This window comes from Flagellimonas lutaonensis (genome assembly GCF_000963865.1).
GTDB lineage: Bacteria > Bacteroidota > Bacteroidia > Flavobacteriales > Flavobacteriaceae > Flagellimonas_A > Flagellimonas_A lutaonensis.
In genome coordinates this window covers 2,811,121-2,827,204 of the sequence record NZ_CP011071.1, presented here as the reverse complement: position 1 = coordinate 2,827,204, position 16,084 = coordinate 2,811,121, and the positions used below count along the sequence as shown (strand labels likewise).

Sequence of the window (16,084 nt, the reverse complement as noted above, 5' to 3'; positions counted from 1 at the left end):
CCTATTCGTTAGGTTCCATAATAACGTTTACGGTAAATTTGTCTTTTATCTGAAGATGTTTGGTCTTGAGTCCATCCTTTGAAAAAGTGAGTATGTCGTTGTTTCTGATAGGGATGCGGTACCGCCCTTTTTCATCGGTCAGCACCAATTCTTTGGTACGATTGTTTACCACTTGCACCTCTGATATCATTTTTCCCCTAAAAATCACAAAACCGGAAACGGTTTGCTGTTTGCGTTCTTTTTTGGACTTTCTTTTTTCAAAGCGCTGCGCAACCTTTTCAGAGACGAGTAGAGAGGTCTCAAGCTTATAGGCCATATTTCGGTCATCTAATTTTTCCCACTTATCTTGACTGACATATTTTCTGAACGATCCATAATGTTCTTGGCCCGCCCCTGCCAAGGCCAAGCCGAGCTCACTTTCGCCATATATTTTCAATAGCTCGAGCGAAACTATAAAATCATCTTTTACATAAATATCGAATGGCTTTAGGTCAAGACTGACGAACCTATCATCTTTTCGAACCGTGCATAGCATATTATGGCCAGACTTGTTCAAATTGGTACCCGGTTTTCCTGCCGGGCCATCGGTATCGTAAACATTTACCCGTAAGAGCAGGCTGTCTGACGGGTTGTACCAGACTTCAAAACTCAAGCGGTCGAGCCTTCGAATACCCTTCTTGACCACGATTTGGTAGCAAGCTCACCACCTAGTGCAATATTGTCTTTCCAATAGCCATAGGCTTCTTCCCCATTGTTTAGATAGCCAACAACATCTTCTATAAAATGTGTGGCCTTATCGGAAACGACCACTTCATTCAACTCCAATGTTGTGGGCTGCATGGCAATATCGGGGTATTCATTAAAAAGCCGAGGTACCGAACGCAAGGGAATTTTAAAGGACTTATAGCCCAAGGCTGAAAAAAGTACCGGAGTATCTGGTTTAAAAAGATTTTTATCCAATGACAAATGAAACAACCCTTCCTCATCACTGACAGTACCAACACCCGCATCGACTATACCAATATTTACATACGGAATGGGCTCTTTGGTCTTGGCATCGATTACCCGACCCTTGTAATCTTTTTGTGCAGACAAACCTGTTGCACAAAAACAGGCCAAAAAAAGTGCTAGTAGGTATTTGATAGGATTCATTTTAACGGGCAACCACCGAACTGCTCTTTTGTAGGCTGAACAGTTGCCTGTTCACGTTCTTCAGGCTGAGCTTGAAGACCTTCACCTCTTTGCGCTGCGATGGGGTGCCGTAATCGTGGTACACCGTCGCCTTTAGGTAGGTAGGTGTCAGGCTCTTGTTGCCCAAGTAGTTCACGTTCACCTTCCAGGTGCCCGGCAGCGAACCGTCTATCAGGTACTCGGTGCAGGCGTACCCGTGCAGCTTCTCGGCCATGATGGCCTCCTCGTTGTCGGCCAGGCTGTGTTTCCATTTGTAGTATTGCCCCATCGGGTTGACGAACTGCAGCTCGAACTCCGCTTCGCTGTCGTTCCACTCGAAGACCAGCCGCGTGCCCTCAAAGTCCTCCTCGGCCACGTACAGCTTCTTGGATTTTTTCACATCGACGATCTTGTCCCTGTTGAGCATCAACAGGTTGTTGAACTCCCGCTCAATGATAGGGCCGAAGCCCACCGTGTCGGGCTGCATAAAGCCCTCTTCCAGCAGATAGTCGTATCGCGCGTAAATGGCGGCGGCCTCCTTGGCCTTGCCCACGTTGCGGTAGCCGTTGGCCATGTCCATATAGCTCTGGGCGTAGTTCGGCCTCAGGATGAACACCTCCTTGAAAATCTCGTTGGCCCTGGTAAAACGGCCCTGTGCCTCGTAGTGGTAGGCCAGTGCCTTCAAAAGCACCGCGTTGTTCCCAAAGAGCCCGAAGTTCTCCTCGATGATGCCGTCGGCATAGGCGGCCTCATCCCACTTCTCGTAGAAATGGCGATAGGCGTCCAGAAAGAAATAGGGGGAGCCCTTGTAGCGTGGGGCGTACTCTTCATAGACCGCTTTTGCCGACTCAAAACTGGGGGCGGCCTCCAACTGCCTCAGGTAGATTGGGTAGTTGGCGGCCAACTGCTCTTCGGTCAGCTCCCTGCCATCGGCAAAATTGTTGCGCAGTTTCGCATGGTCGTAAGGTTTGCCGTTCTCCGTAAAATTATATTGTGACCCGCCTTTTGTGTTGATTACAATAACACCACCGCCACCCAAAAAACCATATCGCGTAGTCATTGCCAAATTGTTAAAAACTGCAATTCGTTTTATGGCGGATGGAACAATCCATATAGGCGCATCATTCAGAATCATTCCGTCTACATCAAAAACAGCGGTCCGAGGATTATTCAAAGAACCAAAGCCCCTAATTATTACCGCACCACCATTAAAGCAATCCCCAACAATCGTTACGCCGGGAAACTGATTGCGCAAAAGGTCCAGCACGCATAAGGCGACATCGTTAATCTCATCCTCATCCAATATCCGTACTTGGCCGGGGGCCGTTTCCGCATCGATGATACCGTACGTGGTTCTAATCAACGATTTTCTTATGTTGTATTCCTTGGCTAGCTCGTCTTGAGATTTTCTGTTGCTTCCCCTGACGACCACTTCGTCGAGCTCCGTGACGTCGGGTACCATGATCGGGTTCAATATTCGGGTTACATCCTCAACGAGTATGCGTATGGTCTTCATACCCGCGTGGCTGAACTGTAGCATGTCGCCCGTTTTAACGGAAATCTCGTAGCTGCCGTCGGCCGCGGTGGTGGTGCCCACCTCTTTGCCGACTACCGAGACGTTCACGTTCTCGATGGGGTTCTTGCCATCGGAGACCTTGCCCTTTATCGTACGCTGTTCTTGCGAATGGCAGAGGACCGTCAAAAAAATACATAGAAGGGTTGCGGTAAGCTGTCTTTTCATAGCAGTGTTTTTTTAAGTTATCAACTGTGATTCTGTGGTTTAGACCTCAAATATCTTGCCAATATCTTGAGGGCCACCCCTTTAAATATACCGTTTTAATAGGTGAAATACTACATTATCAATAGATAAAAACCGTTTTTGCCGATTTTTTCTGCCCTGCCTGGTCAAAATGCAGATTACAAAAAGTATTTTTTTCATAAAGAACTGGATTCTCGTTCTTTAAAATACAAAAAAGCCCCGTATACCAAACACACGGGGCTTTTTGATTATTGTTGGATACAGGTTATAACCTTGAGGTGATCTTGCTCGATTTGACAAGCTGGAAAAGCTCTTGGTTGACCCCTTTCAGGCTCAACTTGAAGACCTTCACCTCTTTGCGTTGGGCAAAGGTGCCATAATCATGGTAAATGGTTGCCTTCAGGTAGGTCGGTGTCAGGCTCTTATTTCCATGGTAGTTGATGTTCACTTTCCAGGTACCAGGTAGCGAACCGTCTATCAGGTACTCGGTGCAACTGTATCCTTGGTTTTTCTCTCTCTCGATAATATCGGCATTGTCGGCCAAAGTATGTTTTAAGGTGAAATGCTGGTTTTCAGGATTTACAAATTGAAGATCAAATTCAGCTTCTCCATCATTCCACTCAAACACAAGGCGTGTGCCCTCAAAATCTTCTTGCTCCACAAAAAGATCTTTGGCTTTATCGGCATCGACTATTGCATTCTTGTTGAGCATCAAGAGGTTGTTATATTCACGATTGATGATTGTCAAAAATCCCGTTGAATCGGCGCGCATCATATCTTCTTCGACCAAATAGCTGTATCGGTTGTAAATGGTGGCCGCTTCCTTGGGCATTCGCAAGTTTCTGAAACTATTTGCCAAGTCCATGTACGATTGGCCATAGTCGGGTCTCAGGGTCATCACCTTCTTATAGAATTCATGTGCTTTTTTGAATTGCCCTTGTGCCTCATAATTATAGGCCAGTGCCTTGAAGAGCACCGGGTTTTTATCAAAAAGATAGAATTTTGACTCTATGATGCCATCAGCGTACTCCGTTGCTCCCCATCGCTCTTGAAAATAATGCTGTGCGTCAATATGGAAATAAGGAGAACTGGCGTACATTTTTGAATATTCATCGTACACTTTTTTGGCCGATTCCAAATCACCACTGGCATATAGCTTTTTAAGATATGTTGCACTATTTTCAAGTACTTCTGTCTGCGACAGTGCAGGGCCCTTTACATAGTTGTTTCGAAGGCGTGCCATGTCGTGGATTTTATCGCTCTTTGGAGACGCTGAAATCGTGTTGATGACGATGACACCACCTGCACCGGCATTACCATACATAGTGGTCGTAGCAAAGTTGTTCAAAATCGCCAGTCGTTTGATATTCTTGACATCCAACCAAATGGGCGGCTCATTGAAAATTTGGCCATCGACATCAAAAATGGCCGAGCGCGGATTGAACAATGAATTGGTTCCTCTAATGAATACCCTTCCATTATTAAGTGACGACTGTACACCCCCTGCAGCGTTGGCCCTACCGACCACGCCAGGGTCGTTGGTGTTTTGAGCCTCGATATTGGTTAATTGGGTACCGGTTCCCGCCCCTGGCCCAAAAGCCCCAAGACAGCTGCCCTGTACCCTTACCCCGGCAAAGCGGTTTCGTAATAAATCCAAAATACAGAGACTCACCGGAGTTATATCTTTTTCATCCATGAACCGGATATTGCCCGGTGCTGTTTCGGCATTGAGATAACCGTAAGCTGTTCTGATGATGTTCAGGTTAACAGGGTATTCCAGTTCCAACTCCCGTTGCGATTTTCGGTTACTGCCCTTGACAACCACCTCTTCAAGCTCGGTAACATCTGGTACCATGACCGGGTTTAGAATTCTGGTAACATCCTCTACCTTTATACGAATGGTTTTTAGACCGGTATAGGAATATTGTATTACATCACCCGTGCTGGCCATTATCTCATAGCGGCCATCTTGATCGGTAAAGGCTTTCGTGCCCTTGTCCTCAATGCTTACCGAAACATTGGAAACCGGAGAGCGGCCATCGGTAACCTTTCCTGAAATTTTTCGTTCGTTCTCTTGTGCGAGCCCAAACAATCCAATAAATAAAAATAGATATAGCAATTTTTTCATAACTCATGATTTTACCCAAAAGTTACGAAATAAATTAATTCGGTTGTCAATCTTTGTAAGAAACTGATAGATCCAACTACTTGTCAATATGCATTTTAACCCTCGGGATCAACATCAACTCGGTCTGGCGCCCGTTTACATAGCGAAAACCGTTTTCGCCGAAAAAGCCCGCTTCTTCAAGCATGATGCGGATATCCCTTTTCCATTCGGGTATGTTAACCGTGGTGTTGAGTTCAATGGCATAGACCGTATTTGGGTTCAGCGGATAGTTTTCGCCATCGTCTTTCATGACACCTCCCTGGGCATCCCACATACCGATGGTTGTACCGGCAGAGTGGCCATAAGATCCCAATGGATGTGTATAAATGGCCGGCCGCAGGCCTGCGGCTTTCGCCCCTGCCAACGATTTTGCCAAAATTTCATTGCCTGTTCTGCCCCTAATCATATTCTTGGTCAAAAAGTCCTGCACCTGATTGCCCTTTTTCAATGCTTCCACCAAAAAGGCAGGGGCTTCGGTTTCTCCAGGTCGCAGTACATAGGCCAACTCTTGACAATCGGTGTTCAGGCGCAGGTAGGTAATGCCGAAATCACAGTGCAATAGGTCGCCGGGCAAGATAACCATATCTTCTGGTCGTCCTGAAAAAGAATACAGGTGGCCGACCAATTCTTCACTGGTACGCTGCACATCAACTGTGGGGTGGAACCAGGTTTCGAGCCCCAGGTCGGTCACCTTTTGGCGCATCCACCATTCTACTTCGGTGGTGGTGGTCACCCCTGGTGTTATGACCTTTTCTGAAAATGCTTGGGCAATGATATCGTGGGTAATGTCTACCAATTGGTTGAAGATGACCATCTCGCGCTCGGTACGGGTCTCGATCCACCGAACCGCCAATTGCTCGGCTGATACCACCTTTGAACGGTACTTCTTTGGAAGGTTGGCCATAAATTCATCGTAGTCGGTCTTATCGAGCCCATCGGCAATGTTGTGGTCTTTTGAATAATTGAGGCCTATTATCTTCGGATTCCGTTCTTCAATTAATTGCATCAGCCTTTTCCATTGATCGGGCTCCTTTTCTTTGTCCCAAGCCGACTCGATGTTCTTGCCCACATTGTAGCGCGCCACGGCAAGTTTGTCAATGGTGTTCTTTTCCCTATCGCGATAAAAAAGCAGTATGGTTCTTCTACGGGCATTCAGCCATGTGGCGGGCAACATGGTTCTCAAGACCGGGTCTTCGTTGTATTCCCTTGAAATCAATATCCACATATCGATGTTCGTTTGGTCCATCAATTCAGGTAGTAGTTTATTAAAGCGTTCATCAAGAATTTGATCGATAACCTTGGCTCTCTCTGATTCTGGAAGAATCTGCTGGGAACGACCCCATAAAAAACAAGTGAAAAAGATAAGGGCAAGCAGTGTTCGCATAATTTTACAATGACTGTTAAATATTCAAAATGTACTCAATTCACAGAGACAATCGTTCCAAATTTTCTTTTCTAAGGATTTTTTGGGTATCGGTCTCCAAGAAAGCCTTGATAAAATAGACCTCTTTTGGCTTTTCAAACTTTTCCAAATCTTTAGAAGCTTCAATGGCCCCCCGTATTTGGTCAGCATCGCCATCTCCTTCCATCACCAAAATAAGACGTTGGCCCAATTCTTCATCTGGTATGCCGGCCACAAAAAAGCGATTCTCAAAAATGTTGGCGAGCTTGGCCTCAATCTGCTCGGGAACCAACTTAACACCTCCTGAATTGATGATATTGTCAAAACGCCCCAACCATTCAAATTCGGTATCGGAAACCAGGGCCACAACATCGTTGGTCACCACAGGTGCATCGGCCACTTTAGGGGCATCAATAACCAGGCAACCGCGTTCGTCTTTGGATATTTTTACATCTGGCAAAGTCTTGAAATAATCGGACTTGTCGGGGCCATTGACCTTTTTAACGGCAATGTGCGTAACCGTCTCGGTCATACCGTACGTTTCATAGACCTTTGTAGGGTGGTCTTGTAGCAGCGCCTTCAACTTATTGGTTATGGGCGCCCCCCCGACAATAAGTGTGTTGATCAGGTGCAATTTTTCATACGAATGCGTAGCCTGCAAGGGCACCATCGCACAGAAATCATACTTTTTGTCTGTATGCAGTAAAGGACGTGAAGAAGGCTCCAAATAGTCCATTTCCAAGCCCAGCACCATGGCCCTGACGAGCATCATTTTTCCTGCAATAAATCTGGATGGCAAACAATGTAAAGCTGTTTGGCCCGGCTCTAAACCAAAATAAGTGCCCGTGGCCAAAGCAGAGTTTACCATGTGTTCTTTTTTGAGTCGTATGGTTTTTGGCTCGCCTGTAGAACCTGAAGTGTTCACCTCAATGATTGGGCTTTCAGAGAGCCAGTCAAGCAAAAAATCACCGATGGATTGTTCGTGTTCAACTCCCTCTTTGACAAGACTATAGCCCACCTCTTTTAAATCTTCTTTTGTGTAAGGGATGCCATTCAACTTAAAAGCTGGATGGACCTCATGCCATGTTTGCCTTTTCATTTTCAATCGCTACAAATTCTTCTTTTGATAATACCCTTCCAAAGAGTTTTTCCTTCCAGTTTTTCCACCCATATTTCTTTGCAAATACCCATAACAATATAGGAAACACCACAAAAACAGGTATCAGCACATCCCAGCCCAATCCGGGCTCAGAGACATCTTTATAGATGGAATGTGTTTGAAAGGCGGTCCAATCGGCTGTAACCAATAAAGCGGTGAACAGATTGTTGGCTGCATGAAAGCCAAGGGCCAACTCAAGTCCGTCATCCATCAAGGTCATAATACCAAGAAAAAAGCCGGTTCCGATGTAGTATACCATAATGCCATATCCCAACTTCTCGACCTCAGGATTGGCGATATGCATCAACCCGAACAACACCGAGGTCACCACCAAGGGCAACCATCTGTTCTTGGCCACCAAGCCAAGACCCTGCATCATGTGTCCCCTAAAGAGGTATTCCTCAAAACTGGTCTGAAGGGGAATCAAAAGAATGGCGATTACCGCCAACACCAAAAACTTTGATAGGTTGAAGTTCAACACATAATCGTCTGGAGAGAAATAGATGTCAATTAAGGTCAACAGTACAGTTATGCCGCCCCAAAGAAAAAAAGCGAAGAAGATGCGTTTCCAATCTACATTTTTTCGGGCAGTGGTCAGTGATTTAATGGATTGCTGGTGTACCAGATAGGTCCAGCCGAGCACCACAAAAAAACCAACTACCAACGGAAGCAACAGAATGACCAAAACAGCATTCGAGCCAATTTTCGAAATCATGTCGCGCATAATCTCTTCGGTACTCACAGGCGAGGTGATGGTCAACCAATAATTGATTGCCATGAAGCCCAAAAAACCAATGGGCAACACGAAATATTTCCACAGACCGATAGTACCCTTATACCCTTGTTCTATGTACATAATTCTTCTATTAGTGCTGTTTGCCAAGATAGATCTTTTCTATAGAATAATTTACCGTTTTCAACTTGCAATGGAGACTCAAAATTATTGGTGTACAACCCTCCGGTGCCTAGACCCTGTGGCAACTTGCTGCCCAGTGTAAACGTCCATTGTGCAATAGCGTTCAGCCCAATGTTACTTTCAAGGGCGCTGGTTACCCACCACCCAATACCAAGTTTTTCGGCCAATCGGATCCATTCGAGACTACTTGCAAAACCGCCCACCAAACTTGGCTTTAAAATAACGTATTGCGGTTGTATGGTTTGTAGCAAATCCGCTTTTTCGGTTAGAGCGTTTACCCCAATCAGTTCTTCATCCAGGGCAATGGCAATGGGTGTTTGTTCACAAAGTACGCGCATGGCCGACCACTGGCCCGGCTTTATGGGCTGCTCTATGGAGTGTATGTCGAATTGTGAGAGCTCATGCAGTTTGCCAAGTGCTTCTTTAGGTGAAAACGCTCCGTTGGCATCGACTCGAAGCTCAATGGCATCTTTTGAAAATTTTTTTCGGATGGATGCCAATATTGTAAGTTCCGTGGCAAAATCAATGGCCCCAATTTTCATCTTTATGCAGTTGAAGCCACTCTCGATCTTTTGTTTTATCTGTTCTAGCATAAAGTCCTCGTTTCCCATCCAGACCAGTCCGTTGATTTCAATGGGGGACTCTTCCTCTGTAAACCTTGATGGAAAAAGCACAAAAGGGTTTTCTGATTTTACTGAAAGGAATGCCTGTTCAATTCCGAACCGTATCGAGGGATAGGCCCTTAGCTCCTGTAATAGGGCCTTTTCACCCAAATGGATGTTTTCACAGGCCCATTGCAGTTTCTCTTCATAATCAGGCACATCGTCAGCACTAAGTCCGCGCAAAAGACCACATTCGCCAATGCCCGTTTTCCCATCATTGGAAACCATCAAAAAATACGTATCCTTCTCGTGCAGTATTCCTCGCGAGGTGCCGCTCGGTCTTTTGAATTTCAGTGTGTACTTTCGAAAGTTGGCCTTCATATCGGCATCAAATGTAACCATATTTTGCGGCCCTTTAGCATAGTGGATTTGCCAGCTACAGAAAATATTTGACTTGCTTTAACTACCCTATTATTTCGGAAAGGGACGTAGAAAACCTGGTGCGGTCGTCAAAATTATTACAATATCTGGGGATGTTTTGCTGTAAAGGTCAAATCAACTGAAGTTGAACCAAAAACGGACCCCTTCGTTGGTCTTGTCAATATTGAGTTTTGACTGTAGTTGGTTTACCAGTCGGTTTATCAACCGAATGCCCATTGAAGAATTTGCCCGCTCATCGGTATCATCGGGCAACCCAACCCCATTATCGGTATATTCGAAATAGCCTTGGTCACCATTTTTTCTGAGATGGATATAGATCTTTCCATTTTCATCGCTCTCAGGAAAGGCATATTTAAAGGAATTGGAGACCAGTTCGTTCAATATGAGTCCGAACGGAATGGCGCGGTCAATATCCAGTTCGGTACCCTCTGCATCGATGGTAATGCTGATGTTGTGGCCCCCTTTTTTGTAGACCGATTGTACGCTGTTTATAAGACTTTCTATGTACCCTTGCATTTCAATGACCGAAAGATCATCGTTTTGATACAGCTTTTGGTGTATGAGCGCCATGGCCTTTACCCTGCTTTTTCCTTCTTCAAGTGCTTCAATGGCAGCCTTGCTACGGGTATTTTTTGTTTGTAGGCTCAAAAGGCTGGAAACCATTTGTAAGTTATTCTTGACCCTATGGTGTATTTCTTTTAGCAACGAATCTTTTTCGATCAGCGAGTTCTCGATAATATGCTTCTGCTGTGCGATCAACCGCTGGTTTTTGATACTCTTCAAATAGGCATATACAAGACCCGCAAAGCCCAAAAGGGTGAACACCAAAGAGATGAAGACCAGGTTGATGCGTTCGTCTTTGGCCTGAATCTCGCTCCTGATCCTTTCATTTGCAGACTTCTGCTCTTCAATCAATTGCTGGGAGTTCTCTATTTCTTCGTTGGCGACCAAGGCCACTAATTGCTTTTTCAATATGGAAGACTCGTTTAACTCAAGTGAATCTCTTAAACGTTGGTTCCTCTTGTAATAAACAATGGCATCCTCATAGTTTTGGGTACGGTCATAATACGAGGCAAGAAGCCTATTTTTCTTTAATCTATAATCAATCGACAGGTCATGCGCCTCTACCTCAAGAAACTTTTTAGCCTTTTCATACTCTTTACGGTTCAGATAGGCCTCGGCAAGGTATAGGCTGTTTTCGACCAGTTGTTGTTTTTGATTGGTATCGCCAAAATCTGTTAGTTCTTCAATGCTGCGTTCCAAAAGTGGTATGCCCTCATCATATTCTTTCAACATAACATGGCACTTGCCGATGTTGCCTTCCAATTTGGCCTTCAGCAACGAACTTTCAAGCAATTCCTGTTCTGTTTTTTGTACAGCAGTATTGTTGATGTATACCTGCAAAAAGCCTTCTGCTTTTTTATACTCTTTGATGGCGGTTCGGGCAGAGTTGTCTTTCCTCAGAAAATCACCTACTTGGTTATAAAACTTGGCCAATTTGAAAGCCTCGTTATCAGCAATGGTCGGTTTAACCTCTTTGATGAAACGTTTCATGGCCTCTCGATATAGACCAATATTGGCATATACATCATAAAAAGTGATGTTCTCTGTAAAGCCCTCTTCTCGCTTTTGTTTTCGTATTTCAAGCTGTTGGTCGTACAGCTTCAACTTGCCATAGCTGTCATCAAGAATGTTCAAGAGCATTTCTTTGGTGCGGGGCCCTAAATCTTGAAAATTGTCGTGCAGGTCTTTGGCTATGGCAACGCTTTTGTCGTAATCGCCCAAGTCGTTGTACAACTGGCTCTGCATCAATTTGTATGAGAGTACAGCGGTGGTATCGTTGATTTTCTCTGCGCTGTTTAAGTACACGTTTATTGTATCGAGCCAATCATAGGCCGAACTTTCGGTATATCTGAACGGACTGGCAAAAAAATATTCAAGTTTTTCCTCAGGAGATTGTATCCGCTGAAATTCTTGCAGCCTATCGGCAACCACCTCGCCGTTTTGGGCGATCAGGCCATTGCATACCAGAACCAAGAAGATAAAAATCGTTGTTATTCGCATTGCTGGCTATACCTATTTGTTATGGACCGCTGTACCCCGTAACTTGGTCGATAACCCTTTTGTTCGGTCTCGTTGCTTAACGGTATTCAAAATTACAATGTTCCGACATCCGGGCTAAATTTTTGTTGTCAATTGCCAAAACCTTGGGGCGTAGCCCTGTTTACCTCTATAAATTCTTTTTTTAGCACCCCTAAAAAGTAGGCCATACAAAAATTGTACGGCCTTCTCCTATGTCAATATTGGTAAGACTCGGATGTTGGACATCGTTCAAAAATAATGTCATTACCTGTGTAGATTTCAAGATTGTTGTGAAAGTGCCCCTTACTGTTGTGAAACGTCGATTACTGTATGTCAAATGACGATTATTGGTGTTTTACTGAAGTTTGGGCAGAAAAGCCCTAAATGACAAAAGCCCCTATTTCATAGAAATTTAGGGGCTTTCGCTACGAGAACACTATATGAAAATGAAAAAATTACTTGTCGTTTAAATTTTACATTACTAAAGTATCCCCGTAATCTTAAATATGAAAAATATTGTTGTGAAGTGCCCCAATATTGTTGCGAACACCTCTTTTTGACATTTGAAGCCAACAAAAGGCTCTTGTTGAACGGTTTGACCCGCTAAGAATTCATCGAAGATATGATGAACTCTTTGAATTCTTTGGATATCGGTATAAGGGTGTTGTTTATCATGATATCTTTCGAATTGATGGCATCAATATGGTCAACATTCACGATATACGATTTGTGCGCCCGGTAGAATTTGTTTCTTGGCAGTTTTTCAAGGTAATCTTTGAGTGGCGAACGTACCAAAAACTTTTTGTCGACCGTATTTACTTCAAGATACACATTGTCAGCCTTTATGAACTGGATATCCTCAAACTGGATCCTATAGTACAAATGCTGTTTTTTTACAAAAATGGAATCTTTTAATACCGAGTTCGAGACCACGCTATCATCGCTCGTTGGTTGTGAGGCCGTGGCACCGGATTTCTTGGCATAATTGAAATTGGAAAGGGCAATCTCAATGGAAGTGTAAAGGTCTTGTTGTTCAAACGGTTTTACCAAATACCCGTCTGGTTTAACCGTTTTGGCGTTCTCGACCGTGGCACGGTCAGAGTTTGAGGTAACAAATATAAACGGAATGTTATAGACTTCACGAATATGTTTGCCAAGATCGATACCCGTCTTGTCAGAGGCCAAAATAATATCGATAAGTACTAAATCGACATGTTTATTTTTAAGAACCTCAACCGCTTGCTCGTAGACTATAACGTTGTCAACTACCTCATAGCCAATCTCTTCGAGCATGGACTGCATGTCATCTGCAATAATAACATTGTCCTCAACGATAAGTATTTTTATGGGGTGTTCCAAATCATTAAGGTTTTGATGGTTACCATTCAAAATTACAAAAAATTATTGACAGCCATCATAAACAGCAAGGCCAGCAAGAAGGTGGCCAACGCAAGTTTCTTCAATTCAGGGTCCAGTTTTGAGGGATCATCGGTCTTGAATACATTTTTAAGATGAACAAAAATGGGCACGAATGCCAACAGGTGAACCAGACTGAACCAACCTCTATAATGTATAGCTGAATAGAAGACCATACTGATGAAGGCCACCAAAAGAATGGCATAGTGATACACTTTTGCCCGCTTAAAACCAAGTTTCGATGCTACGGTATTTTTACCATATAACCGGTCAGAATCAATATCGCGCATATTGTTCAAGTTCAACACCCCCACACTCAACAATCCTATGGCCACAGCCGGTAAAATGGCATCTGGCGAAATATTTTTGGTGTAGAGAAACATGCTGCCCAACACGGCCACCAAACCAAAGAAAACAAAAACAAATGCATCGCCCAACCCTTTGTATCCGTAGGGTGTTGCCCCAATGGTGTACTTCAGGGCCGCCCAAATGCTCAAGGCGCCCAATAGCACAAATACCAACACGTAGGGCCACGATTGGGCCGAAAAGGCCTTGAATATAAGTGCAAACGATAAAATAAGACTGAGCAAAACCATGACAATAATGCCGGTTTTCATTTCAGCCTTTGTGAGCATTCCGCTTTGTAAGGCACGTTTCGGCCCCACACGTAGGTCATCGGTGCCTTTTACACCATCACCATAGTCATTGGCAAAATTGGAGGTGATTTGAAAGGCAATGGTAGTACACAATGCCAAAAGAAATATGGTAAGGTCAAATTGCCCCTCTGAAATGGCGAGTGCGGTACCGACCAAAATGCCCGAAACGGAAAGAGGAAGCGTTCTTACCCTAGAAGCATAAAGCCAAACCCTGAACTTTTTCAACGAATGGAAATATTAATAGGGATCTTCAATTTTTACCCGCTTACCGTCTTGGTAAGAGGCCACAAAGGCATCTTTAAAGCCCATATCCACCAACTGCTGTCTGAACTTTCGGGCCTCTTCAAGGGTTTCAAAGTTGCCGAGGGAATAGGCATAGAACGGGTTGGTCTTTACAAAAAGGGTATTTGTCAGCGCCTCAGAAGCCAAGGTGACATTGTTGTCGACAAACGATTTTACCTGTACCGAGTAGATGGTCTCTTTCTCTAGAAACTTCTTGGCCAGATAAAATTCGTTGACCAAGCTCAGCTCTTCGTTACGTTGCTTTAAATTGTCGATTCTTTTTTTGATGGCGTCAAGGCTATCGATGGATACCAACAGATTGTTCTGGTTCTCTAACCTATTGGAACTGCTAAGACCTGCAGTAAATGACGTAATGGCCAAGGTTCCTATCAAAAATAGGGTGGTGACCCCTAGCAGTACATTTCGCTGGATTTTGATTCTTTTGAGGTCTTTGTTCTTGTACTTTATCTGGTCTAAAAGCCTCTCGTTGATAATCTGGGCCTTCTCTACATCCTTATGCAAATCAAGCAAATCATTTTCTTCAATAAACGGCATACAGGAAGGATTTAATTTTATTGTCTGAAACATCTGACTTTCAATTCCTTGTAATTGAAAGTATTACAAATGTAAAATTTTTGGGAAAAGAAAAAAATTATCGCCCACAAAATTGGAAACCGTTCGACAAAGCACTTGTTAAATCGCTGAATTACTGATTGTTATACCTTTGTCAGTTATTGTAATCTTTCGCTGCCTATACAATACACCAATGGCTTTCTTGAACGATTTTTTGCTCATTTGAAAATGCTGCTTGATAGCTTCGGGTGCCGAACGGTCATGAAAGGGCAGAGATCCCCCGGCCTCAGATAACTTTTGGTAGACCTTTTCGGCGTTTCTGTCCAATTGTTTATGGCCGAGCGGCTGTAAGGCCAAATCTACTTTATTGTCATTTCTTACCTTTTTGACAAAGCCTTTGGTACGGTCGCCTGTCTTTATCGAGGCGTACACATCATCGAGGAATATGAGTCCGATGTGTCGGTCGTTGATAATGGCTTCCCAACCCAAGTCGGTTTTTCTGGTCATCAAAAGGTCTACTTCTTCGTTTGGTGCCAAGGCAACTTCATTGTTGTCTAAAAATTTGTGCAAACGACTTGAAGCCACCAACCGAAATGTCTCGGTATCCAAATAGCAGAAAACCACGTAGCTTTTGCCCACCTGCATGCGCACTGCTTGCTCTCTAAAGGGCGCCATGAGCTGTTTTTCAAGACCCCAGTCTAAAAAAGCCCCGTAATCGTTTACATCTTCGACCTTTAGATAGCCGAAGGTATTTCGCCTGATCTTGGGCTTTATGGTAGTGGCGACCGGTCGCTCTTCATGATCTAGATAACAGAAAACGGTGAGCTCGTCACCAATTGAAAACGCTTCGGGTGCATACTTGGTGGGCAACAAAATCTCGGTGCCCTCGCCATCACCCAAAAAAAGCCCTACACTGGTGCTTCGTAAAATTTCCAATTTATTATAGTTGCCTACCTCTATCATACTCCAGAAATAAAAAAACCCTTTGCAAAACAAAGGGTGATTTTCAAAACTACTCTTTATTAGTTATACACCGATTCTTTTCCAAAGTGCTTGCACAGCATGTAGTAGATTACTGCGCGGTGCTTGTTCTTTTCAGACTTGCCATAACGCTCGATAACGGTTTTAACGGCTTCCATCAATTGCGGACCGTCAGAAAGGCCCAACTTCTTTACCAAATAGTTGTTCTTAACCGTTTCCAGTTCTTTTTCATCAGACCCAGATACCTTGGAGGCATCAAGATTGTAGATGGCCGGGCCAAGACCAACGGCCACTTTTGTCAACAAATCCATATCTGGATTTTCACCGAATTTCTCTTTGATATCTTCGGCATACTTGGCGATTAATTCGTCTCTTCTACTGCTCATAATAGTTAGTGTTTCTTTAAAGTTTGTATACGGCCCCTAAGATAGACAACCCTTTTTGGGTTTGCAAAAAATGAAGACAAAACATCTGAAAG

The 16,084-nt window shown here is 44.0% G+C and carries 14 protein-coding genes; all 14 read right to left on the bottom strand.

Features of this window, described 5'->3' with window-relative positions; all coding sequences use genetic code 11:
- Position 1: 1 nt before the first annotated feature.
- Positions 2–685, bottom strand: a complete 684-nt coding sequence (locus VC82_RS13055) for a hypothetical protein (protein ID WP_157518103.1) — start codon at positions 683–685, stop codon at positions 2–4.
- A complete protein-coding gene (locus VC82_RS13050; RefSeq protein WP_045802759.1) occupies positions 649–1,152 on the bottom strand; it encodes a carboxypeptidase-like regulatory domain-containing protein in 504 nt (167 codons plus the stop codon). Before VC82_RS13050 ends, VC82_RS13055 begins: the two co-directional genes overlap by 37 nt.
- Position 1,153: 1 nt before the next feature.
- Positions 1,154–2,911, bottom strand: coding sequence for a carboxypeptidase-like regulatory domain-containing protein (locus tag VC82_RS13045; protein ID WP_045802758.1), 1,758 nt, complete (start codon positions 2,909–2,911; stop codon positions 1,154–1,156).
- Positions 2,912–3,194: 283 nt separating this feature from the next.
- Complete coding sequence (locus VC82_RS13040; RefSeq protein ID WP_045802757.1) at positions 3,195–5,057, bottom strand: carboxypeptidase-like regulatory domain-containing protein; 1,863 nt, start codon at positions 5,055–5,057, stop codon at positions 3,195–3,197.
- A gap of 76 nt (positions 5,058–5,133) precedes the next feature.
- Positions 5,134–6,480, bottom strand: a complete 1,347-nt coding sequence (locus tag VC82_RS13035; RefSeq protein ID WP_045802756.1) for a M24 family metallopeptidase — start codon at positions 6,478–6,480, stop codon at positions 5,134–5,136.
- Between the two features lie 40 nt (positions 6,481–6,520).
- On the bottom strand, positions 6,521–7,597 hold the full coding sequence (locus tag VC82_RS13030) for an AMP-binding protein (RefSeq protein WP_045802755.1): 1,077 nt from the start codon (positions 7,595–7,597) through the stop codon (positions 6,521–6,523).
- Positions 7,575–8,513 carry a CPBP family intramembrane glutamic endopeptidase gene (locus VC82_RS13025; RefSeq protein ID WP_045802754.1) on the bottom strand — a complete coding sequence of 313 codons (939 nt, stop codon included), beginning with the start codon at positions 8,511–8,513 and terminating at the stop codon, positions 7,575–7,577. The genes VC82_RS13030 and VC82_RS13025 overlap by 23 nt, the downstream gene beginning before the upstream one ends.
- Entirely contained in the window at positions 8,504–9,556 is a 1,053-nt protein-coding gene (locus VC82_RS13020; RefSeq protein WP_045802753.1) for an o-succinylbenzoate synthase, read from the bottom strand. Before VC82_RS13020 ends, VC82_RS13025 begins: the two co-directional genes overlap by 10 nt.
- Before the next feature lie 174 nt (positions 9,557–9,730).
- On the bottom strand, positions 9,731–11,680 hold the full coding sequence (locus VC82_RS13015; protein WP_084598229.1) for a sensor histidine kinase: 1,950 nt from the start codon (positions 11,678–11,680) through the stop codon (positions 9,731–9,733).
- A gap of 621 nt (positions 11,681–12,301) precedes the next feature.
- Positions 12,302–13,057 (bottom strand): LytR/AlgR family response regulator transcription factor, encoded by a 756-nt coding sequence (locus VC82_RS13010; RefSeq protein WP_045803446.1) that lies wholly within the window; start codon positions 13,055–13,057, stop codon positions 12,302–12,304.
- Between the two features lie 32 nt (positions 13,058–13,089).
- On the bottom strand, positions 13,090–13,995 hold the full coding sequence (menA, locus tag VC82_RS13005; RefSeq protein WP_045802752.1) for a 1,4-dihydroxy-2-naphthoate octaprenyltransferase: 906 nt from the start codon (positions 13,993–13,995) through the stop codon (positions 13,090–13,092).
- Positions 13,996–14,007: 12 nt separating this feature from the next.
- Positions 14,008–14,607 (bottom strand): SPOR domain-containing protein, encoded by a 600-nt coding sequence (locus VC82_RS13000; RefSeq protein ID WP_045802751.1) that lies wholly within the window; start codon positions 14,605–14,607, stop codon positions 14,008–14,010.
- A gap of 138 nt (positions 14,608–14,745) precedes the next feature.
- Positions 14,746–15,588: a CvfB family protein gene (locus VC82_RS12995; RefSeq protein WP_045802750.1), complete on the bottom strand. Its 843-nt coding sequence runs from the start codon at positions 15,586–15,588 to the stop codon at positions 14,746–14,748.
- 59 nt (positions 15,589–15,647) lie between these two features.
- Positions 15,648–15,992: a DUF2853 family protein gene (locus VC82_RS12990; RefSeq protein WP_045802749.1), complete on the bottom strand. Its 345-nt coding sequence runs from the start codon at positions 15,990–15,992 to the stop codon at positions 15,648–15,650.
- Positions 15,993–16,084: the final 92 nt, after the last annotated feature.